15 protein-coding genes are annotated in these 21,382 nt (G+C 54.3%); 7 read left to right on the top strand and 8 right to left on the bottom strand.

The features are described from left to right. Window positions 1–149: 149 nt before the first annotated feature. The 3 genes from tpiA to METFOR_RS07900 all read right to left on the bottom strand — a co-directional run bounded on the left by tpiA (window position 150) and on the right by METFOR_RS07900 (window position 4,086). Entirely contained in the window at window positions 150–818 is a 669-nt protein-coding gene (gene tpiA / locus METFOR_RS07910; protein ID WP_015285599.1) for a triose-phosphate isomerase, read from the bottom strand. 101 nt (window positions 819–919) lie between these two features. Continuing rightward, complete coding sequence (locus METFOR_RS07905) at window positions 920–3,538, bottom strand: DUF3656 domain-containing U32 family peptidase (protein ID WP_015285598.1); 2,619 nt, start codon at window positions 3,536–3,538, stop codon at window positions 920–922. Beyond that, window positions 3,535–4,086: a small multi-drug export protein gene (locus tag METFOR_RS07900; RefSeq protein ID WP_015285597.1), complete on the bottom strand. Its 552-nt coding sequence runs from the start codon at window positions 4,084–4,086 to the stop codon at window positions 3,535–3,537. The genes METFOR_RS07905 and METFOR_RS07900 overlap by 4 nt, the downstream gene beginning before the upstream one ends. Before the next feature lie 52 nt (window positions 4,087–4,138). Between METFOR_RS07900 and METFOR_RS07895 the strand changes: the two genes are divergently transcribed. From METFOR_RS07895 to METFOR_RS07860, 7 genes are all read left to right on the top strand, one after another. Further along, the gene (locus METFOR_RS07895; protein ID WP_233504372.1) at window positions 4,139–4,873 is read left to right on the top strand and encodes a type I 3-dehydroquinate dehydratase; all 735 of its coding nucleotides are present in this window, start codon (window positions 4,139–4,141) and stop codon (window positions 4,871–4,873) included. A 342-nt stretch (window positions 4,874–5,215) separates the two neighbouring features. Further along, on the top strand, window positions 5,216–6,490 hold the full coding sequence (locus METFOR_RS07890; RefSeq protein WP_015285595.1) for an ATP-binding protein: 1,275 nt from the start codon (window positions 5,216–5,218) through the stop codon (window positions 6,488–6,490). Window positions 6,491–6,967: 477 nt separating this feature from the next. Next, on the top strand, window positions 6,968–7,447 hold the full coding sequence (locus METFOR_RS07885) for a hypothetical protein (RefSeq protein ID WP_148277635.1): 480 nt from the start codon (window positions 6,968–6,970) through the stop codon (window positions 7,445–7,447). A 296-nt stretch (window positions 7,448–7,743) separates the two neighbouring features. Then, window positions 7,744–8,871: a hypothetical protein gene (locus METFOR_RS07880; protein ID WP_015285593.1), complete on the top strand. Its 1,128-nt coding sequence runs from the start codon at window positions 7,744–7,746 to the stop codon at window positions 8,869–8,871. 687 nt (window positions 8,872–9,558) lie between these two features. Continuing rightward, complete coding sequence (locus METFOR_RS07875; RefSeq protein ID WP_015285592.1) at window positions 9,559–10,494, top strand: hypothetical protein; 936 nt, start codon at window positions 9,559–9,561, stop codon at window positions 10,492–10,494. A gap of 216 nt (window positions 10,495–10,710) precedes the next feature. Next, entirely contained in the window at window positions 10,711–15,279 is a 4,569-nt protein-coding gene (locus tag METFOR_RS14855) for a PKD domain-containing protein (protein WP_015285591.1), read from the top strand. A 39-nt stretch (window positions 15,280–15,318) separates the two neighbouring features. Beyond that, window positions 15,319–15,804 (top strand): hypothetical protein, encoded by a 486-nt coding sequence (locus tag METFOR_RS07860; RefSeq protein ID WP_015285590.1) that lies wholly within the window; start codon window positions 15,319–15,321, stop codon window positions 15,802–15,804. A 323-nt stretch (window positions 15,805–16,127) separates the two neighbouring features. Here the strand turns inward: METFOR_RS07860 and aroC are convergent, their stop codons facing one another. The 5 genes from aroC to METFOR_RS07835 are packed head-to-tail and all read right to left on the bottom strand — an operon-like array spanning window position 16,128 to window position 21,382. Then, window positions 16,128–17,117, bottom strand: coding sequence for a chorismate synthase (gene aroC / locus METFOR_RS07855; protein ID WP_015285589.1), 990 nt, complete (start codon window positions 17,115–17,117; stop codon window positions 16,128–16,130). Next, a complete protein-coding gene (aroE, locus tag METFOR_RS07850) occupies window positions 17,114–18,505 on the bottom strand; it encodes a shikimate dehydrogenase (protein ID WP_015285588.1) in 1,392 nt (463 codons plus the stop codon). The genes aroC and aroE overlap by 4 nt, the downstream gene beginning before the upstream one ends. Continuing rightward, window positions 18,502–19,767 (bottom strand): 3-phosphoshikimate 1-carboxyvinyltransferase, encoded by a 1,266-nt coding sequence (gene aroA / locus METFOR_RS07845; protein WP_015285587.1) that lies wholly within the window; start codon window positions 19,765–19,767, stop codon window positions 18,502–18,504. The genes aroE and aroA overlap by 4 nt, the downstream gene beginning before the upstream one ends. Continuing rightward, window positions 19,764–20,561 (bottom strand): prephenate dehydratase, encoded by a 798-nt coding sequence (locus METFOR_RS07840; RefSeq protein WP_015285586.1) that lies wholly within the window; start codon window positions 20,559–20,561, stop codon window positions 19,764–19,766. Before METFOR_RS07840 ends, aroA begins: the two co-directional genes overlap by 4 nt. After that, the gene (locus METFOR_RS07835; protein ID WP_015285585.1) at window positions 20,558–21,382 is read right to left on the bottom strand and encodes a prephenate dehydrogenase/arogenate dehydrogenase family protein; all 825 of its coding nucleotides are present in this window, start codon (window positions 21,380–21,382) and stop codon (window positions 20,558–20,560) included. The genes METFOR_RS07840 and METFOR_RS07835 overlap by 4 nt, the downstream gene beginning before the upstream one ends.

Raw genomic sequence — 21,382 nt, 5'->3', positions numbered from 1 at the left:
GTAACCTGACCGCGATGAGGAGTTTTACATGGCGGAAGAATCATCCGAGATCAGCAGCATGACGGTAATCGGAATTGGCGTTGTCTTGTTCATCATCATCGTGGGAGTCTGGTACCTCTTCCTGAAGTGACCGCGCCTTTTAAAAAAGATCAGAGTTTTGATACAAGGTCGCGGAGGATCGCGGCCGGTTCTTTTGATTTTACCACGCTTGAGGCAAGGAGGACACCGTCCGTTCCGAGGTCCACGGCGATCTTTACGCACTCTCCTGACTGGATTCCCGCCCCGGTGAGCACCCTGACGTTTGGATTGACGGCATGAACGGCTGCAATGGACCGTTTGATGATCTCGGGGTTCGCCTTCGAGACCGAGACCCCGCTGCCGATCAGTTCCGGGGGTTCGATGGCAACGTAATCGGGGGCAAGGGCTGCAGCACCGGCACTTGTGCTCTCGTTGTTCGAGCAGACAACCGAGATGAGTTTCTGGTTCCGGAGGCCGCGGATCGATGCCTCGATGTCGGCGATGGTCAGCCGCCGTTCGGAGTGGTTGACGAGGGATCCTGCCGCACCGGCTGCACGGATGGCTTCGACCGTGGTATGCCCGGTGTTCGCCCCGGGCTCGCAGCCGTCGACATGCTGGGCATAGACCGGGATGGAGAAGTGGTGGCAGAGGGGATGGAGGTCGATGTAACCCGGAGCAACCCCGATGGTCACCCCGCTCTCCTGGCTGACGGCCTGCGCAGCCTGTGCGATCATGTGGGCCCGGTTGCCCATCCCTTCTTTGTACGTTTTCAGGTTAACGAGAATCAGTGGTGATGACATGCCAAACGTCCTCCGCTCTTTATTCAGGGGAATAATTACACCTTTTGGCTGGGGAATGATGAATATTTGGAATTGGAGCAGGAACCGGAGGTCCCGGCAGGTTATTCCTTCAGCCCGCGGATGAAGTGGCCCGCGGTGATGCCGCCAAGCGAGAGGGCCTTTGCCCGCTCCTTCAGATCCCGCAGTTTTACATCCCGGGGTGCGCCGGGTTCTCCGAGGGCATCGACTGCCTCGCGGTACAGGCGGGTCATGGCGGCTGTATATGCCGGCGGCCGGAACCGTGCATCGACGATGATCTCTGCTATGCCCGCATCGCGGATTTCTTTGAGCATGTCGATAAGGCAGAGTTCGGCGGCATTCGCGATCCGTGTCCGGCAGTCTGCGGCCTCATGGAGGGGAAAGACCCGCCCGGTATCATCCCGGAGCGCAAATATCCTGCCCTTGTCCCCGCGGCACTGGCGCACGAGACGGGGGATACAGTCTTCGGTTACCAGCGCTTCGCTGCTCCCCTGCACAATGAGGGCGAAATCCGGAACATCTCCGGAACCAACAGATGATGCAATCAGTTCCGCAATCTCATTACGGGACAACTCGGAGGAGAGGGTCAGGAGCCGGTACCGCGGTGCGCTCCGGGTGGCTGCTGCATGGTTGAAGATATTCAGCCCGGCACCCCCGAGAAGTGCCATGCCGGGAATGGTTCGTGCGACAGTGTGCGAGATTCCCGGGTTTTCGGACATGCAGAAAGCGAGCCCTTCACGCTCTGCTTCCGTGATCTCAGCAAGGATCTTCTCCAGCTCGCCATCGTGCAGGATGCGGGGGAGCTTCAGGACGAAACGGGCACGGGTATTCCGGCAGGCATCCATCGCCTCCCGGATCTGCATCCGCAGGAAGCCGTCGGGAACCCTGCCTGCGCAGGTGTGCCGTTCCGACGGGACGGCGGGTTCGAACAGGATCGTATCGGCGCCCCCGTCCCGGGCCCCGCGAACCTGGTCAGGGATATCTGTAATCACCGCAAGCCGGAGCCGGTCCGCACCATTGCGCCCGCCCCGGCGGGTATGCGGGGAACGACCGGACACCCGGGCCTGCAGGGCTTTCCGCGCCTTCCCGATATCTTCCGGAGACGGGCGGTACGAGGCATCGAGCAGCTCGCCGGCCCTGCGGAAGAACTCCCGCCGCATGTCATTGAGGAGGGCCATCGGGGCGAACAGGCCGCCATCATAATGAATGGTGCACTCACCGACAACAAACGGCGTTCCCCCGGTCTTCCTGAACTGCTCCTCCAACTGGCCGGCGGTGAGGGGGCGGGTTGTGGCCGGTTCCAGCGCCCGATCGGGCTGGTACGAGACCGGGATGGTGGTGCCATCGGGGCGCGTCACGGGCCCGTCGATGGCAACAGACCCGCTGCTGCTTATGGTGATTTCCATGTCGGCAGGCAGCGGGCGCAGCAGGTCGGCCGGGGGTTTTGCGATAATCCTGCGTGCCCGTGCATCGAAGCCGGGGGAAGAGGTGATGTACACCAGTGCGCCCTCCGGCACCGGGGCCGGGACAGGGAGAAGGTATCCCCGGGGGGACGGTTTTGCAGCAGCATTCAGGGCAAATCCGAGATCCCGGCCCGCCTCCCCGGGCAGGGTGATGAGGAGCCCGTCCCCGGGGACCGGAGTAACGAGGCAGGACGGCCGGACAAATGCGGTCTTGCTCTTCCGGTCGTACCGTTCTACCCGGCCAACGGCAAGCCCCCGGTTGTCCGGTGCATCCCGGCCCATCAGTTTCCCGTACCGGTCACCGAAGAGGTACCCGTCCGTGAACTCCCGGTTGAACGCCATGAGGAGGTCGCGGTAATCTTCCCGGGACGGCTCCCAGGTCCCGGCCGCAATGGCATCGAGAGCCCGCCGGTACGTGGAAACGACCATGGCCACATACTCCGGCGACTTCATCCGCCCTTCGATCTTGAGCGATGCGACCGGTGATTTGACCAGTTCCGGCAGGTGATTGTACGTGCAGAGGTCTTTTGGCGAGAGGAGATACTTCTCCTTTTGCGCAACTTCCTTCAGGTTCTCCGGCCTGCCATACGCATCGGTCTCTCCCTGCACCAGCGCATACGGCTTCCGGCACGGCTGGGCGCACATCCCCCGGTTCCCGCTCCGTCCGCCTATCACGGACGAGAGGAGGCACTGGCCCGAGTAACCATAGCAGAGCGCCCCGTGGGCGAAGACCTCGAGCCCGGTGCCGGTGTCACGCGTCTCTTCTGCGATCTGTTCCACTTCATACAGGGAAAGTTCCCGGGCAAGGACGACCCGTGACAGCCCCTGCTCCGCGGCCCAGCGGACGCCGTCGCTGTTGTGGATCGTCATCTGGGTCGATGCATGCAGGGTGAGGCCGGGGAGGAACTCGCGTGCCAGCGCGGCAAGCCCGGCATCCTGCACCAGTACTGCATCCACGCCAATGGACCAGAGCCACGAGAGGTACTCCAGCACCCCGTCGAGCTCGCGGTCGTGGATGAGCGTATTGACCGTGACGTACACGCAGATACCGTACGAATGGGCGTACCGCACCGCTTCTTCGATCTCCTTGTCCGAGAAATTGGCAGCGTACTTCCGTGCGCCGAACCGTTTCCCGCTCAGGTACACGGCATCAGCGCCTGCAGCAATAGCAGCACGCAGGGCTTCCGGGGAACCGGCCGGGGCAAGGAGCTCGGGGAGGGTGCGGGCCCGGGGGTTCATGGGTGCACCAGTCCGGGCAGCGTTACCTGCAGCAGGCCTACCGTGAGGACAACCATGATGGCAAGGGCAATGACATACCCGATCATCGTGACAAGAAGGGCGTGGTCCTCCCGCCAGCCAAGCACCCACGATGCCGGGGCATTGATGTAGACACCGAGGAGAATCTCGCAGGGGATGAGGGCGAGGATCCCATACTTCTCGATGCTCTTCGACTGGTGCACATATTGCCGGCTCTTCTCAAGGAACTGCCGGACCGGTTCTGACGTGTGGCCAATGGTGTCGAAGATGTCGTACAGTGCAAGGAAGATCCCGATCTCGGTGCAGATAAGGACAAACGAGACAAAAAGCGGGGTGAGACCGAACACGATGCCGACCGGTACCGCCCCGTACTCGATGATGAGCCCGCTGCCGATGAGGGCAAGCGTTGCATGAAGGGGGATGGAAAAGGCAACCGCGACAGCAAGCGGGATGATGAGTGCGACGAGCACGCCGCGTCCAAAAGCCGCCACCACGTGTCGCAGGAATGTCTGCCGGTCCCAGAGTTCCATTGCGTATCATGGTATGGTTACCCTGCCGGGCATAAACAGGTTTCATTTCCCCATGATGCCGGGCGCAGCCGAACCAGTACATGGCGAGCAGACGGGCTCCACCACCGGCACCTTGAGGCATCTTTTTGTGAAACGCCCCCCAACCATGAAGTACATGAAGATCGTTGCCGCCCTCACGGACCCCGCGAAAGCAGCGCTGGCAGAACGGCAGGGCGCCGATCTGGTAGAACTGCGCATCGACCTGTACGAGGGAGACCTTGTGCAGCAGGTCAGGGACGCGAAAGCAGCAACGTCGCTTCCCGTTATCCTCACGCTCCGCTCCGCGCAGGAAGGGGGTCGCTTCTTTGGAACACCAGAGGAGTGGATGAAGAAGGTCGAACCGCTCCTTGCCTTCGCAGACTACGTTGATGTCGAGCAGCCCTTCGCGCAAGCTGCCCCCCTGATCCGTGAAGCGGGAAAGAAGATCATCGCCTCGCACCATACAGCCCGGATGGTCCCACTCTGTGAACTCTTCGCCATGGAGCGCGATCTCCGGGCGTACGGCGACATCCCCAAGATCGTGGTCACCCCTCAGGGCGATGCGGATGTGATCGAACTCCTCACCTTCACACAGGCAGCAAACAAACCGATTTGTACCGGTGTCATGGGCGCGCAGTTCCGCCACGCGAGGGCCGTGCTCCCGCTCGTTGGCTCCGAGTTCGTGTACTGTCACATGGGCGACACAACGGCCGAGGGTCAGTACTCGGTGGAGGAGTTCGTGCAGCTCCGGAAGATCCTGGGCTGCTGACATCCGTTCCCGTTCCCCAGTCGAAAAGGCGAATCTCTGATCTCCTGCCTCCGGCGTAATAGGGTTTTTCCCCGTACGGGCTCCTGCGCCCCCTCTTACCGGACCCGGTATTGCTTCGCCAAACGATAATAACCCCGGTTTTTCACAGGGTGATTTCCCGCATCAAATAAAAGTAAAATGAAAATCTGGTTGTATGGCAGATCCGTCATCCGGCACAACGTACATGGGATTTTCGGGAGGGTTCCCGGATAGAAGACATTCGTAATTTTACAGCATTTCAGATATTCATAATAGACAATTTTATCTATTTTCATCTACTATGATTATTCAAATGTGGTGATTATGACTGTCCGCGACACTCTTCTTGTCCAGCAGCGTGACCTCCAGAGAGCACTGGCCGAGACATATGTCGAGAGGGATACGAGGATTGCCGGGTCCGGCACGTCTCTCATCAAGGTGATCACCGGCCCGCGCCGGGCCGGAAAGTCGTTCTTCGCCATCCACCACCTTGCCCGGAGCAGCGACCGATCGTTTGGCTATGTCAATTTCGATGACGAGCGGCTCACGAATCTTCTGGATTATGATGAGATCATTGCAGCAGTCGATTCGGTGTACAATAAACCCAAAGTCCTGCTCCTTGACGAAGTCCAGAATCTCCCGGAGTGGGAACTTTTTGTGAACCGCCTCGCCCGCCAGGGATATGACCTCGTGATCACCGGCAGCAATGCACACCTGCTCAGCGCGGAACTCTCAACGCACCTCACCGGCCGCTATCTCCAGACGTTCATCCTCCCCTTCTCCTTTGCCGAGTTCCTCCGGCTCACTTCCCGCGAACTCACCATGCAGGAGAAGATCGCCGCGCTCCCCGCGTATGCTGAGGGTGGGGGGTACCCGGAACCGCTGGTGAAGAGGTTTTCCTCCCGGGATTATCTTGCAACGCTCTTCGACTCTATCGTGTACAAGGATATCGTGAAACGCTTCCGGGTCCGCTCCGTGCAGGGTATCGAGGACCTTGCCCGGTATCTCCTGTCCAATACTGCATCCGAGTACTCCTATGGCTCACTGGCCCGGATCACGCGGAGCAAAAGCCCGATGACCGTGCAGAAATATCTCGGGTACCTTGAGGAGACCTTCCTCTTTTTCTCCCTTCCGCGATTCTCATTCCGGGTGAAGGATCAGGTCGCGTCCAACAAGAAGATCTACTGTTCGGATACCGGCTTTATTGCCGCAAAGGCCTTCCGCTTCTCCGGGAATCGGGGGAAGATGTACGAGAACCTCGTTGCCATCGCGCTCTGGAAGCTCCAGTTGCAGGGGCAGGCCTCGGTCTTTTACTGGAAGAACGCCCAGCAGGAGGAAGTGGACTTTGTCATACAGAAAGGTGGGCAGGTCACAGCCCTCATCCAGGTCTGCACCGATCTTACTGTCGAAAAGACCAGATCCCGCGAGATCCGGGCGCTCCTGAAGGCATCGCGTGAGCTCAAATGCGATAATCTTGTTATCCTGTCTGAGAGAGTGGAGAAGATCGAAACGGCCGAATGGTTTGGGATGGTGGGGACGGTGCACTATATCCCGCTCTGGAAATGGCTGGTGGGACCGGGAGATTCGTCAGGTTCTTGAAAAATTCCGAATTTACTTATTAAATATTGTCCGAAAACATACTTTTTTGCGTCCTGGGCCGACACCCGGGTTACGTATGAACGCCAATAAGAATGCAATAACACTGAGCGAATAATTTCCAGAAAAACAAGTTTGTTCAATACACAATGGTGTATGGATATTTTATGGAAATTTTTACGCGATCAATAAATAATGCATATATATTTGAATAAATGTATTACTTCGTAAGAGATCAGCGTTCATATTCGGGGCCGGGTAATGGATCCGAAACTGAGTGAAGGTAACTCAATGTTCCGGTGCTCAGGAACGGAGATATATCCTGCTGCCATGAGTGTTTTCAGATAGGTGATCTGATCCTGGTGATCGGTTTGTTCGGCTGATGTGGATATGTGCGGAAGAAGTGAACCTATGTCAGAATATCTGTTATCCAATAAGCGTCGGAGGAGTCCTGTTTGCCCAGCTGTTGCCTTGTGCATTGTGCTTGTCAGCCTGCTCCTGGTGGCAGCATGCACATCTGCGCAGGGTCCCGGAAATCTTGCAACGGAAAACCAGACTCCGGTGCCGATAACCACAGCTACTCCGGAATCCAAAGCCCTCTATAAAGTCACGATAGCCCAGCCAAACGATACGACCCATCCTGATTATATCATAATGGATTCGGATATCTACAATCAGGGAGAGGTTGTCGAGTTTTATGTTGTGAACAAAGGCACAGATACGCTCACCTGTACAAATAACCGTGCGTCATACCTGATCATCTTTCAGAATGAAAACGGCACATGGGAGTATCTTCCTGAAGTTGGCCCACCGATGCTCCCCAAAATTTCGTACCTGAAACCCGGGGAAACATTACCTCCAAGGCGGTTTGTGACAACGGGATGGATTCCAGGTCGTTATCGGATCGTGTTCGATTGCGGCATTATGAGGGAGTTTGAGATTCGGAGTGTCACAACGTAGTACTCAATTATTATGTTTATGGCGAGCCCGATGTCAAAAAAATCCTAGAGCCTAACAGAAAAGATCAAACTCCCAGTCATCAGCGGTATCGGATATTACAATCTGTCTTGTATTTTTCATCTCCATACTTGTTATTCCAAAATATCGACAAGGAAAAATCCGGTGATCACGGATATGATTCACCATAATATTGCTTCCAATGCTCCCGGCATAAAAAATCCCAGCATCACAATCAGATTTTTCCCAGCATATATTTCACAATCTATATGTGTTATCGCACAGAATTTTCCTAAGGCATGACCATACGCCCTGTTATTCCAAAAAGCTGGAAGAGGCCGGTAAGCGCAACGGCTATTCTCATATTGGTACTTGTGGCAACTGTACTCTCTGCAGGATGCGGCGGATGGAACGGCGGAAGATATGTGCGGGATCAGGATGTTCGGATCACGAAACTGAATTCTGATGGCGTGATGGAATGGACAAACGTGATTGATTCAGGAAACTATGATTTCGGCCTGGACTTCACGCAGACTCCTGACGGGGGATTCGTGGTTGTCGGCGGGACTACAAAACTTGCCTGCCTGAATTATCCGGCAGCACCAGATACTCCCCGATTGACAAAAATGTCTGCCACGGGTGAGGCCCTCTGGACACGGGATTACCCCGTTCACATCGTGGAAGTAATTCCAAACCGGGGTGGAAGCATATCCGCAGTGTCAGATGCCGGAACGATACTGCAACTGGATTCCAATAGTTCTGTTATAAATGAATATGATCCGGAAATAAGCCTGAGTGCGTCGGGAATATGGAAATATAATCGTTCTTTTGCAGGATTGGAGGATGGAGTTTATCTCTTTCCGGGACCTGCAATAGTTAGGGTAAACAATCCGGAAAATCTTTCCTGGCTGAAAATCAACAGGTCGGCAATCGACAGAATCGTATCCGTCGCGGAAATATCCAATACCGGGGGATATCTTGCTCTCGTAAATGATAATGCCGGTGCGGAGATTCTTCAACTGGATTCCGATGGGAATGTAATACTGGCGAATCCTGTGAGCCTCTTTTACTATACCCCAAAACCGAAGATATACTCAACTATACATGGGTTTTCAATCGTGCTTGACATATTTGGATCGTTCAGAGGATATGTATTCGATCAGAACGGAACGATGACGAATAATATATCGATTTCAACTAGAGATGCTGTAATACCTTCAGAGGATGGAGGTTTTACCAGTATCGGCATTACCGATCCCGGTGACCGCATCACCAAGGTAAAATACATGCCTGATGGGATGATTGCTTCGGAGAACACAACACTGTGTTCGGCAAAAGGGTGCCCGAAATTATATGGCGATATCATCCATACGTCCGATGGCGGATATGCCATTATGAGCACGGTCGAGAAACAAACACGATGTTGAATTTGGAATGTAAATAATTAGAAAATTGCTTACTAAATTTATTGAATAATACATACTTGTTCAAGCAACCCACTATCATAAATTTTTCCAGAATGAAAATGGGACATGGGAATATCTTCCAGAAATTAGCGGGATAAAGATTCCATGGATTTTGTATTTGAAACCAAGAGCGACATTGCGCCTACACACCGGTTTATAATGATAGGACGGTGGCTGGGCCATTATCGAATAGTATCTGATTGTGGCATTGTTCGGGAGTTTGAAATACGGACGATTTAATTAAAAATCGATTGCAGAACCGGAATTTTGTACAAGTCCCGTTCAGGAGTCATTCCAAAGAAGCCTTCGCACGCCCGGTATTTGTATCAGATGCGCGAATTCCCAAAGGAATACCGCTGATTAAACCAAATTGTCGTTTGCAATGATGAATAGAGTATGGTAAAGATCCGGATAATATGTACTATAATATCAATACTTAATCAACTGGTACAATAAATCGAAATCATTTAACAACAAATATATCTGAGAATGTAAAATAATCCCTGTGTTGTGGGATGGGTTCACCCCAGTTTGGCGACTAGATGAACCCAATCCTGCCCGAAGGCATGAGTTAGATCTACTTTCAACCAGATGAATGTTCTGACCGTGCCTCTTTGAAAAACCATCTTAAGGGAGGCATAGATTCGAATGAAGTGTTTAAAAATTTCTTTCGTCGTGTTACTTGTAATATTAGCATGCATAACGGTAGTAAATGCAAGTCAAGTGAAGAATAACAATTCCATTTCGACTTCCCATGATTTACCAGAAATGGATATGACTGGGTTGAATACAGATCTTGAATTAATTGAAGTCGATCCGGAAATCATGAATTCAACACCGGACTGGATTGTCCTGGCTCATGATGATGCTGGTAAAAAATCTCTGATCGATGATATCGACAGATCAGATCTCTCTTCTGAAGAAAAATCGGTTATGAAAAATTCTGTTGTTTCTCTGTGGGATACCTATCCGGTAAAATCAGTTGATGGCGGTCAGAAGACCATAGAATTAACCAACCAGGTAGATGGATCAAATAAGATAGTTACCATACCTATCGGGCATGTCACCCGTATCCAATTTGACAAGGAAAAAATAAATCAGGCTGCCCAAAAAAGCAGAAATGCCGTACAGGCAATAAAACAACAGACTGTTTCTCCTGCATCTGTGATTGCCCTTTCCGAAGAAGAAAACAAGACTGTTAAAAATGTTACCGATTTACGGTCCAAGTTATATAAGAAAGATCAAATTTCACAACAGCAGTTCCGTTCATCAGGCAAATCATCGCAGAATGTTAATCCGGTAAATTCGCATATGGCAAGTAATTCTTTCCCTTCAGGTCTTTCGGCATCATCCAGTTTCCCTGATGTTCCGGTCTATTATTCCGATTCTGGAAAAAAGAGCGAATTGAAATACAATGGATTGAGAGCCTGGGCAGGGGATCCTGGGATATCCCCTCACGGATCCCATGTATCAGATCCGGAAAACTATCTTGGTCACAATGCCTTTGTTTACTGGGCCTGTGTTAACCGCGGATTTCCATTATCATCCAATGCAGCAGATGCTGCAACCGAACCTGACGGATGACCACAAGATGTAACTGAAAGTGTTGTTCTTCCTTTAAATGATGAAGAAAAAACGCTATTTGAAGCTGTTATTCATAGTTGGGACCATTATTATAATCCAGACTGGGAGACTGGGTTTGCGCCGTTATTTACCCACTACTGGGCATCTCAGGCTCAGGGTAATTACTCATCAAATCGACCGAGTTCTGCCTTGTATCTGGGATGGGCAAGCCATTTTATGACGGATGTTGCAAATCCTGAACACACCGGTTTTGAGTTCGAACAATATGCTGATGTTGCGCTACCGGGAGGCTACGATACCCATTCGGCGTATGAAGGATATGTAAGTACAATGTGGAATCAGACACATGCAGGTCAGACAGGGGCCAATACATTTCATCAAATCGTGAAAAACCAGGAAAATGTTAATTATCGTATCACGAATCCGAGTACTGCCACAAAAAATATCGCAAAATTTTCCCATGCTTATTTACCAACACTGTATTACCGGGTTGCTAATCAACCATATATCGATAGCAATCACCGTGGGTTTTATGATGATCCAACAGTCGGAAAAATTACTGAAAACTGCCTGAAAATCGCAGCCAGATATACCGGCGGATTAGTTGAATATACCATGGGTAATTCAATTAACGAAGTTCCGATAGCAGATTTTACAGGAAACCCGGTATTCGTAACGCCCGGTGGATCTGTTCAGTTTCTCGACAAAACGCAATATTCCGGACCATTAACAACACACGTTGACTGGAATTTCGGTGATAACACTCCTCATTTTACCGCAGATGATCCATCACCATACACACCTGAGAATCCCTATCCTCACCAATATTCGACGCCGGGAATTTATACCGTAAATCTGACGGTATCGAATTCAAATGGCGCAACATCGAAAACGATGGACATCATAGTCGGAAACTGGCCCGTTGCAGACTTCATGGCAACTGCCGTTGTTACTGATTCCGAATATACGTTCCATTTTACTGATCTGTCGACAAATTCCCCGACACACTGGACGTGGGATTTTGGGGATGGAAATACATCTACCGAGCAGAATCCCTCCCATCGATTTGCAGCAGTCAGACAATATGATGTGACAATGACCGCATCGAATGCCGCAGGCCCGGGGAAAATAACAAAGACGATTCTTACCCTTCCTCCGAATCCTATCGTTGAATTCCTTATCAACGAAGGTCAGCATGGGCCGGCTCCATTGGTAACTTCATTCAAGGACGATTCAGTCGGATGGACAGACAGCAGGACGTGGGATTTTGGTGATAATACAACATCAAATGAGAAAGATCCCGTCCATGTTTACCAGTATCCTGGAAGTTATGTCGTGAGATTAACTGTGGTCAGTAATGGAATAGGATCTAATTCCACAACTTCAACGGTGGTTGCCACACCCCCACTCCCGTTGATAGCCAATTTCACCTCAACCTCTCCCAATGGCACTGCCCCACTCACCGTTCAATTCACCGATACCTCCACCGGTTCCCCGACAAGCTGGAACTGGAGTTTCGGGGATGGCAGTTATTCATCTCTGCAGAATGCAAACCATACGTACACGCAGTATGGAAATTTTGACATCTCGCTGACCGTCTCGAATGCCACAAGTTCCAATACAACGATTTTGCAGTATTTCATAACGGTAACTCCAGATGAATCACTGAAACCAACCATTACCTCTATATCTCCCGGGATGGGTTTCAATTCAGGGACCGTTTCCATCACGGACTTGACCGGAACAAATTTCACAACGGGTTCGACCGTTGCATTAGTGAATTCCAGGCTGAATCATGCAGGTTCCATTACCTACGGCATGAGTAACGTTACCATGGATATCCCGACAGATGTCTTCGTTTCAGGGAATTACGCATACGTAACAAGTGAAGAGGTTAGCGGGCTTGAAATCTTCGACATATCGGATTCGGCACACCCGGCCCATAAGGGAAGTATATCCGACGGCACAGGTGGAGCCCACCTTGCAGGACTCTATGATGTCTACGTATCCGGCAATTACGCGTATCTTCCGGACTTTTACAGCAATGCGCTGGAGATAGTTGACGTGTCAGATCCGGCAAACCCGGTCCATAAGGGCAGCATTACCGATGGTACTGGTGGAGCCCAGCTGGCAGGTGCGTATGGTATCTATGTTTCCGGCAATTACGCATATGTTGCAAGTCAAAGTAGTAATGCATTAGAGATCGTGGATATATCGGATCCGGCAAACCCGGTCCATAAAGGAAGTCTAACTAACGGTGCAGGTGGTGCAAATCTCTATAAGCCCTATGATGTCTTCGTATCCGGAAATTACGCTTATGTCATAGGCACCGGGGGGCTTGAGATTGTGAATGTGAATAATCCGGCAAGTCCGTTCCATAAAGGCAGCCTGACTGACGGTGCCGGAGGCGCTCTTCTCGGGGCTCCGACGGATATCTATGTTTCAAACAACTATGCCTATATTGTATGTGAGGGCAGTGGTGCACTGGAGATCGTTGATATCTCGAACAAGGTAAACCCTGTGCATAAAGGTAGTTTAACGAATGGAGCCGGGGGTGCGTTATTGTATGGCGCGGAAGACATATCCGTCTCCGGTAACCTTGCGTATATCGTCAGCTATTACGGTAGCTCGCTTGAAATCGTTGATATATCTGACCCGGCTCATCCGGTCCATAAAATCGGTCTGGTGAATGGTGAAAACGGTACTCTCTTGAAAAATCCCTACGGCGTTCACATTTCCGGAAATCATGTTTATATTGCAAGCCTGAATAATGGCGGCGCGCTGGAGATCCTCGAGACCGGGACTGTGACGATCCCCGCATCTAACGTCACACTGATCTCACCCACGAATATTTCCTGCACGTTCGATTTGTCGGGTGCAGCCGCCGGAACATATGATGTCAGGGTGACAGGTGCAAATGGACAATCCGGGACCCTTACGAACGCATTCATTGTTTCCAACAGGCTCCCGAAAATTACAGGAATCACACCCTCCAGCGGGACACGAGGAACAACCATTGCCGTGACTAATCTTACCGGCACTGGTTTTCTCCCGGGAGCATCGGTGCAGATGACCCGGGCGGGCAGCTCGCCAATTTCGGCTTCCAATGTCGTTATTGTCTCGCCAACGAAAATTACTTGTAACCTGCCCCTCCCCTCAACGGAAGGGGTATGGGATATAATTGTAACTAATCACGATGGACAGAATAGTTCGCTTGTGAACGGATTCTCTGTTACCAATGTCTCACTGTCAGTTACAGGAACCACTCCTGCAAGTGGGGCACGCGGGGCAACCATTGCTGTTACTGACCTTTCTGGTACTGGTTTCCTATCCGGTGCATCAGTACGGCTGAACCGGACAGATTCCCCGCCAATTTCCGCCACAAATGTTGTCGTTGTCTCAACAACACGGATCACATGCGATCTGATTCTTCCGGCCAATTCAACAGAGGGGATATGGGACGTCGTTGTGACAAATCCCAACATGCAGAGTAGCACGCTTTCGAATGGGTTTACGATCACGTCAATGTCGGAATCTGAACTTACCGTGACATCGATTACTCCTTCGATAGGTGTTAATACAGCAGCAGTGTCGATAACAAATCTTTCCGGAACAAACTTCACTGAAAATGCGAAAGTTTTACTGTCACGGGTAAATTCCAATCCGGTGCATAAAGGTAAATTCCTGTACGGTACTGGCAATGCTCTTATGGAATGGCCGGTGAGCGTTTTTGTCTCAGGAAATCACGCATACATCGCCAGCTATGATAGCTGGGCATTAGAGATCCTGGACATATCGAACCCGGCAAATCCCGTTCATACAAGTTATATTACAGATGGAACTGGCGGCGCTCAGTTAATGAATCCGAACGGCGTTTATGCTGCTGGTAACTATGCATATGTTGCCAGTTATGGTAGCAATGCGCTGGAAATCGTGAATGTAACAGATCCGGCAAGCCCAACCCATAAAGGCAGTATTCATGTCGGGGGTGCTCGGAGTATTTATGTTTCAGGCAATTATGCATATGTATTGAGTACCGATGGGCTTACGATCGTAAGTATATCAGATCCAGCCAATCCGGTTATTACAGGCAGCATCGGAGTCGGAGGCTATGGTGTCTACGTATCAGGTAATTTTGCGTATATTGCAAACCGTGATGGGAATTCCCTTTCGATTGTAGATGTATCGAACCCTGCCCAGCCGGTACTAAAAGGGAGTCTATCTGACGGCACCGGTGGAGCCCATCTGGCAGGTGCTTACGGAGTATATGTCTCCGGTAATCACGCATATGTCACAAGTGCATGGAGCAACGCGCTGGAGATCGTGGATGTATCAGATCCGGCTCACCCGGTTCATAAGGGGAGTATAACTCATGGTACTGGTGGCGCTATCCTGAATGAGCCGACCAGTGTCTATGTCTCAGGAAATTATGCCTATATCGCAAGTTACCAGAGTGACACACTTGAGGTCGTGGATGTATCGAACCCCACAAATCCCGTCCATAAGAGCAGTTTATCAGATGGTACTGGCGGTGCAATATTCTCACATCCGATCTGTGTCGTCGTTTCTGGTAGCAATGCTTATGTGCTGAACAATGGCTTAGAATCCCTTGAGATTGTGGACATTGGAACAATTCCCGCAACCGGTGTTACGGTGGTTTCGCCCACAAAAATCACCGGGGCATTTAACCTGACAAACAAGATTCCCGGCCTTTACGATGTAGTTGTCGTAAACCCAGAGGGGATGATAGGAATATTGGAGAATGGGTTCATGATCACAGGGTAACCACAATTCCCAAATAGGAAAAGCCACAAGCCTTCCGGTATGAAACCAGTACCCATTTTTCTTGCCAGCCTGTTCCTCCTGGCCTGTGCTCTCATTGCCGGCTGCACCTCCGGCACCACGACCGCACCGGAAACAACCGTCCCGGTAACCACCGCAACGCCCGTCCCGACAACTCTTGTTGCAACGCCCCAGCCGACATCGGCCAGCCCGGCCGATGCCGAGATCCAGTCCCTGCCTGAGGCCCAGATGGTCTCGTTCGAGCTGACCAAGGACCGCCCGACCTCGAAGATCCACCTGCTGTACCAGGGCGGACCCGGCACGGTCTTCACCCAGAAAGTCGCCCTCTGGGTGTACAAAGAGGACGGCACCTACCAGGAGTACCTGATGAAGGACGGCAAGCGCCCGTCGGCAGGCGACGAGGTTGTTGCGAAGGGTACGCGGGGCGGCGACCGGTGCGTGGTGTTCGTGACATCGGGCGGGGTTGTGTACAAGGTGATTGACAAGAAGCTGTACTCGGATATCTGAGGGATTAAAAACTAGAATTTAAAAGATTATTTATTGTAATGATCGTCCCCCCATTGCGCCATCACTAATTCGAAGAACCTTTCAGATTCTTCTCGTGTCTCATCTCTGACGAGATTCGACACCCCCTGGGGCAGGGGGCGCTGGCGATGTCTCCTCATTACCAGTATAATTGATCTTAGTGAGGAACTGTTCCATATTTGTATGAAGGTAATACGGCATCATCGCAATTCGTGGGATGCCCACGCGGCGGGGGCAGAGCCGAAGGCGGAGCCCCCAAGAGCGTCAGAATACTACTAGAAAAAAACCGTAAATGATTTTTTTACTTATTCCCGGTACTTCCTCTGCTCCAGCACAGCATCGATAAGCACCAGCGCGAGCATCGCCTCGGCCACCGGGATGATCCGCGGGACGATGCAGGGATCATGACGGCCTTTTACCGTAATGGAAGCATCATTCCCGCCTGCATCGATCGTCTTCTGGGGCTTGGCGATGGAAGCCGTGGGTTTCACCGCGATGCGGACAACGATCTCCTGCCCCGATGAGATGCCCCCGAGGATGCCCCCGGCATTGTTGGAGAGGAACCCACTCTTTGTAATCGGGTCGTTGTTCTCGCTGCCGAACCGGCCCGCAACGGCAAAGCCGGCCCCGATCTCCACGCCTTTCACGGCGCCGATACCCATCATGGCGCCCGCGATGGCCGCATCGAGTTTGCCAAAGACCGGATCGCCAAGTCCTGCGGGACAGCCCTTTGCCGTGATCTCGGCAATGCCGCCAACCGAGTCGCCTGCGTTCTTTGCTGCAAGGATCTCGGACTCGATCTCCTGTGCTCCCGTCTTTCCGTGGACGGAGACGACATGCCCCTTGATCGTGATCCCCAGTGATGTGAGGTATTTCTCCGCTACTGCACCGGCCGCGACACGCCCGATGGTCTCGCGCCCGGAGCTCCTGCCACCGCCGCGATAGTCGCGGATCCCGTACTTCTGCTGGAACGTGAAATCTGCGTGGCCCGGCCGGAAGAGATTCTTCATCTTTTCGTAGTCATGCGAGTGCGCATCATGGTTCCGTACGAGGAGGGCGATGGGCGTGCCCGTTGTCTTCCCGTCAAAGACCCCGGAGAGGATCTCGACCCTGTCGCTCTCCTGCCGGGGCGAGACCAGCGGGGAGGTGCCCGGCTTTCTCCGGTCAAGGGCCGGCTGGATATCCGATTCGGAAAGGGTCATGCCCGGGGGGCAGCCGTCAATGACAACGCCGAGTGCAGCGCCGTGGCTCTCGCCAAACGTGGTGATGCGGAAATTGGTTCCAAAGGTGTTCATGGGAGATACTTCCTCATCGTTTCATCGGGGACATCGATCCCGAACCAGAGGTAGAACTGCTCTTTTGCCTGTTCCAGAAAGAGGCCGGTGCCCGTGATAGTCGTACAGCCTTTCGCCCGCGCCATCTCGATGAGCGGGGTGATGGGAGGCGTGTACACGAGGTCGTAGACCGTGAGATCGGGATAGAGCTGGCTTTCGTTCAGCGGGCTCCGGGTGTCCGGCTCCATGCCAAGCGGGGTTGTGTTCACGACAAGGTCCGGCCTGATGGTATCGAACGTGTCCCAGGCAGCCCAGCGACAGCCGAAGCGCTTTGCCAGTTCCTTTGCCCGTTCGGGCGTGCGGTTCAGGATGGTGACATCCATGTTGAGATCCGTTAGTGCGTACGCTGCTGCCGATGCAACGCCGCCGGCCCCGAGCAGCACGACCTTTGCACCCTTCATGCCCACGAGCGGCTTTCGTATGCCGAGCCAGTCCGTGTTGTACCCGATCGCGCTCCCGCAGGCAAAGACCACGGTGTTCACGGCCCCGATCTGCTGAGCGGCGTGCTCGTCCACTTCATCGAGATAGCCAATGACGTCCTGCTTGAACGGGATGGTGACCGAGAGCCCTTTGGCATCGATTGCCCGTGCTACCTGCATGATCTGGCTGAGTTCGGGGTCCTCAAAGAGCGTATAAAAGTTGTTGAGCCCGTACTCGGCAAAGAGGCCGTTGAAGAGCGTGGGGCCCCGGCTGTGGGCGCAGGGGTAGCCGGCAACGCCGAGGATGCGGGTCTGAGGATCAGATGGCGGGTTGTTCAGGAGTTCCTCCAGCCGTCGGAGTGCGGGTGCGGGAATCCTCCCGCTGCGGAAGAACGCGAGCGCATCTGTCCGTGCTGCCGGGGTTGCTGTTCCCGCCTGGATCAGTCCGGCAATCTTTTTTGCCGCGATCTCCGCGGTGGTGTCGCTGGTGTCGAAGCAGAGATCGGAAGATGCGTAATAGTTCTGCCGCCGCCGGTCCATCATGACGGCGATCTCCTCTCGGAGGGGAAGGCCCGTGAGCGGTGGCCGGGACGAGTGGTTGATACGCCGCCCGATCGTGTCGATGTCAGCGGTGAGGAGTACGACCGTGCTGCCCCGCCGGAGGTTTTCCATGTTGCGCGGGTCCGTGACGATTCCGCCGCCGGTCCCGATAATCACGTCTGCTGCCGGGAGTGAGGCAGTCACCTCACGCTCGATGTCGCGGAAGCGCTCTTCGCCGTCCTCGTGGAAGATGTCAGGGATGGACCGGCCGGTCCTCTGCTCGATGAGGGCATCGGTATCGATGAACGGCACTGCGTAGATCTTCGCCAGCTGCTTCCCGATCTCGGTCTTGCCGGTGCCCCGGTAGCCCGTCAGCACGATCCGTCTCATGGTATGAGGTCCTGCATTGCGTCCCAGAACCCCGGGAACGACTTGTTCACGCACTCCGCGCCCGTGATCTCGATCCCGCCGACAGCAAGCCCGAGGATGGCAAAGCTCATCGCGGTCCGGTGGTCGTTTGCGGGATCGATGGTGCCCCCGTGGAGCGGTGCGGGGCGGATGGTGATGGAATCATCATCCACGCTCACGTCCCCGCCCAGCGCTCTGAGGCGTTCCGCGGTTCCATTGATACGGTCGCTTTCCTTGAACTTTAAATGACTGATTCCCGTGATGGTGGTCGGGGTCGTTGCCCGGGCCGCAACCATGCAGAGGGTCTGGACGGTGTCGGGCGATGCGGACATATCGAACGTGATCCCGCTGAGCTCACCGGTACTTTCGACTGTTGCCTCGTCCTTCCCGTACATGACCCTGCAGCCCATGGCCGCGAGAGCGTCAAGGAACCGCCGGTCGCCCTGCACGGAGTCCGGGGCGAGTTTTGTGACGGTCACCTTCCCGCCGCAGAGCGCTGCGATGGCAAAGAAATACGAGGCCGAAGAGTAATCGCCCTCAATCGCGTAGCGCCGTCCCGTGTAGTGGTGGTGGTTGCTGACCGCGAACTGCTCGTACCTGTCCCGTGTGACCTTTGCGCCGAATGCCTCCATCACCGAGAGCGTGATATCGAGGTACGAGGCCGATGCCGGGGGCGACGGGATCGTTACAACGACCTCCTGCTCCGCGCAGGGAGCGGCCATGAGGATGGAGGAGATGAACTGGCTGCTGACCGAGCCGTCGATGGTGACCGGGCCGCCGCGGAGCTTCCCGCTCACTTCAAGCGGGGGGTATCCCGGCTGGTTCCGGAATCCGACCGTTCCCCCGATGGCGGGCAGTGCCTCGGCGAGTGGCCCGATCGGGCGCTCCTGCATCCGTGCGCTGCCCGTGAGAATGACCGGGTTGTTGCAGAGCAGGGCGAGCGTTGTCAGGAGCCGGAGGCTGGTTCCCGAGTTGTCGAGGTCGAGGGTTGTTGGGTTTTTGTCTTTGAACGCGCCGTTGCAGCCGGTGACGATGAGCCGGTTCGGCTGCTCTTCGATTGCTATCCCGAGGCGGCGGAGGGCCGTTGCTGTCAGCCGCGTGTCCTCGGCATCCAGCGGGCGGAAGATCGTTGTCTTCCCGCTGGCAAGTGCTCCCGCGATCAGGGCCCGGTGCGTGAAGCTCTTCGAGGGCGGGGCGGCGAAGGTGAGGTCGACCTTCCCGTGCCGCTGCACGCTCTTGTTCATGGCTTTACCTCGATCTTCTTGTAGCAGCCGAGCTCTTTGATCTCCGTGATCTCCTTTAAGGCAGCGAGTGCTTCCGGAGTTTTTTTCGTCCACGCAAGATCGAGGAAGAAGACATAGTTCCCGATCCCCCGTTTTGACGGCCGCGACTCGATGCGCGAGAGGTTGATCCCGCGGGAGGCAAAGACTTCCAGCAGGTCATGGAGGAGCCCGGACCGGTCGGTGCTCGGGTCGATTAAGACGCTGCACTTCTCCGGCCTTCTGTCGCGGGCCGGCTCGCGTGCGATCCGGACAAAGCGCGTGGTGTTGGTCCTGCTGTTCTCGGTGTTCCGTACGATAACGGGCATCTTGTAGATCGCTGCTGCCGTCTCCGAGAGGATGGCGCCGGCATTGGGCGTTTTTTTTGCCTCGCGGGCGCTCGATGCATTGCTGCTCGTGTGGATGACCGGAAGTCCCCACTGTTCGATCTTGTCGCTGCACTGCTCGTGCGTCTGCGGGTGGGCATAGATCACCCGCATCTTTTTCATTGACACCAGCGAGGCGAGGTTGTGGTGGACAGGCAGGTACATCTCTGCCGTGATAAAAAGTGGCGACCGTGCCAGGCCGTCCTGCGTCTCGCCGACACCGCCCGCTTCCGAGTTCTCGATGGGTACGATCCCCTCGCCGTCCCCACGTTCCACCGCGGCCATGATGCTCCGGATGGTGGGGAGGAGGACGATCTCGTCCTTTTTCTTTTTTAGCTTCAGCGCCAGTTCGTGCGAGAAGGTCCCCTCGGGCCCGAGCGTGAGGATCTTCATTTCTCCACCATGCAGTCAATCAGGGTATCGGTCATCTTCTGGCCTTCCTGGCAGTAATTCCCGAGATGCCGGCTGTTCCGCTCAAAGAAGCTGCGGAAGAGTTCCGGATCCTTACTGTTCACGACTTCCGCAAGCTCGGTTGCGGATGCCCGGCACCCGGCAAGCACGTCCGGCACGAACGGGTTCTGCTGGAGGATGTCAGCGTAGAGCGCGGGATCCTGGGAGAGGAGCCGGCCCATGAGCGAGAGCTCGATCTGGTACACGGGGCTCGTGAATGCCTGCGTTGCGCGGATGTCCATCCGCAGCCTCCGCACGGTGTCGGCCATGCAGAGCGTGACATAGTGCGTGAGGCCCTGGACAACGGCAACCATCCGGTCGTGGTCCTCCGGCGTCGTAATGGTGCACGTGGCGCCTTCGTCCCGGAAGACTTTTAGCAGGGACCCGGTCCGGGCTTTTCCGGCACGGGCCGGGCAGGCGATGATGGTCTGGCCTTTGATCGAGCTGACCGTGGGGCCGAACATCGGGTGGAGCCCGATGACATCTGCCTTCGACGCGAGCATGGCTTCCACGGGCTTCACCTTGAGCGATGTGAAGTCGCAGAGGAGCTGGTCTTTTTTCATAAGCGGGGCGATCTCCGCGATGATGCGGCAGGTATCGTGAATGGGAACCGAAACGATCACGATGTCGCAGGTCGTTGCAAGGTCCGCGTTCTTCAGAGCGGTTTTCCGTCCCGACACGAGGACCTCGAAGCCCGCCCGCTCAAAGACCGGGACAAAGAGCCTCCCCATCTTCCCGGTGCCGCCGATGATTCCGAGTTTCAT

The organism is Methanoregula formicica SMSP, from assembly GCF_000327485.1.
Taxonomy (GTDB): Archaea; Halobacteriota; Methanomicrobia; order Methanomicrobiales; family Methanospirillaceae; genus Methanoregula; species Methanoregula formicica.
Note: the sequence above shows the minus strand (reverse complement) of the source record. Positions and strands in the feature narration are given on the sequence as shown.

What these genes read in the sequence shown, in the direction of transcription:
- METFOR_RS07860 (WP_015285590.1), top strand. Translation starts at nt 15,319, where the DNA reads ATGAAACCAGTACCCATTTTTCTTGCCAGCCTGTTCCTCCTGGCCTGT.
- METFOR_RS07835 (WP_015285585.1), bottom strand. Translation starts at nt 21,382, where the DNA reads ATGAAACTCGGAATCATCGGCGGCACCGGGAAGATGGGGAGGCTCTTT.
- METFOR_RS07905 (WP_015285598.1), bottom strand. Translation starts at nt 3,538, where the DNA reads ATGAACCCCCGGGCCCGCACCCTCCCCGAGCTCCTTGCCCCGGCCGGT.
- tpiA (WP_015285599.1), bottom strand. Translation starts at nt 818, where the DNA reads ATGTCATCACCACTGATTCTCGTTAACCTGAAAACGTACAAAGAAGGG.
- METFOR_RS07900 (WP_015285597.1), bottom strand. Translation starts at nt 4,086, where the DNA reads ATGGAACTCTGGGACCGGCAGACATTCCTGCGACACGTGGTGGCGGCT.
- METFOR_RS07895 (WP_233504372.1), top strand. Translation starts at nt 4,139, where the DNA reads ATGATGCCGGGCGCAGCCGAACCAGTACATGGCGAGCAGACGGGCTCC.
- aroC (WP_015285589.1), bottom strand. Translation starts at nt 17,117, where the DNA reads ATGAACACCTTTGGAACCAATTTCCGCATCACCACGTTTGGCGAGAGC.
- aroE (WP_015285588.1), bottom strand. Translation starts at nt 18,505, where the DNA reads ATGAGACGGATCGTGCTGACGGGCTACCGGGGCACCGGCAAGACCGAG.
- METFOR_RS07875 (WP_015285592.1), top strand. Translation starts at nt 9,559, where the DNA reads ATGAAGTGTTTAAAAATTTCTTTCGTCGTGTTACTTGTAATATTAGCA.
- METFOR_RS14855 (WP_015285591.1), top strand. Translation starts at nt 10,711, where the DNA reads ATGACGGATGTTGCAAATCCTGAACACACCGGTTTTGAGTTCGAACAA.
- aroA (WP_015285587.1), bottom strand. Translation starts at nt 19,767, where the DNA reads ATGAACAAGAGCGTGCAGCGGCACGGGAAGGTCGACCTCACCTTCGCC.
- METFOR_RS07880 (WP_015285593.1), top strand. Translation starts at nt 7,744, where the DNA reads ATGACCATACGCCCTGTTATTCCAAAAAGCTGGAAGAGGCCGGTAAGC.
- METFOR_RS07840 (WP_015285586.1), bottom strand. Translation starts at nt 20,561, where the DNA reads ATGAAGATCCTCACGCTCGGGCCCGAGGGGACCTTCTCGCACGAACTG.
- METFOR_RS07890 (WP_015285595.1), top strand. Translation starts at nt 5,216, where the DNA reads ATGACTGTCCGCGACACTCTTCTTGTCCAGCAGCGTGACCTCCAGAGA.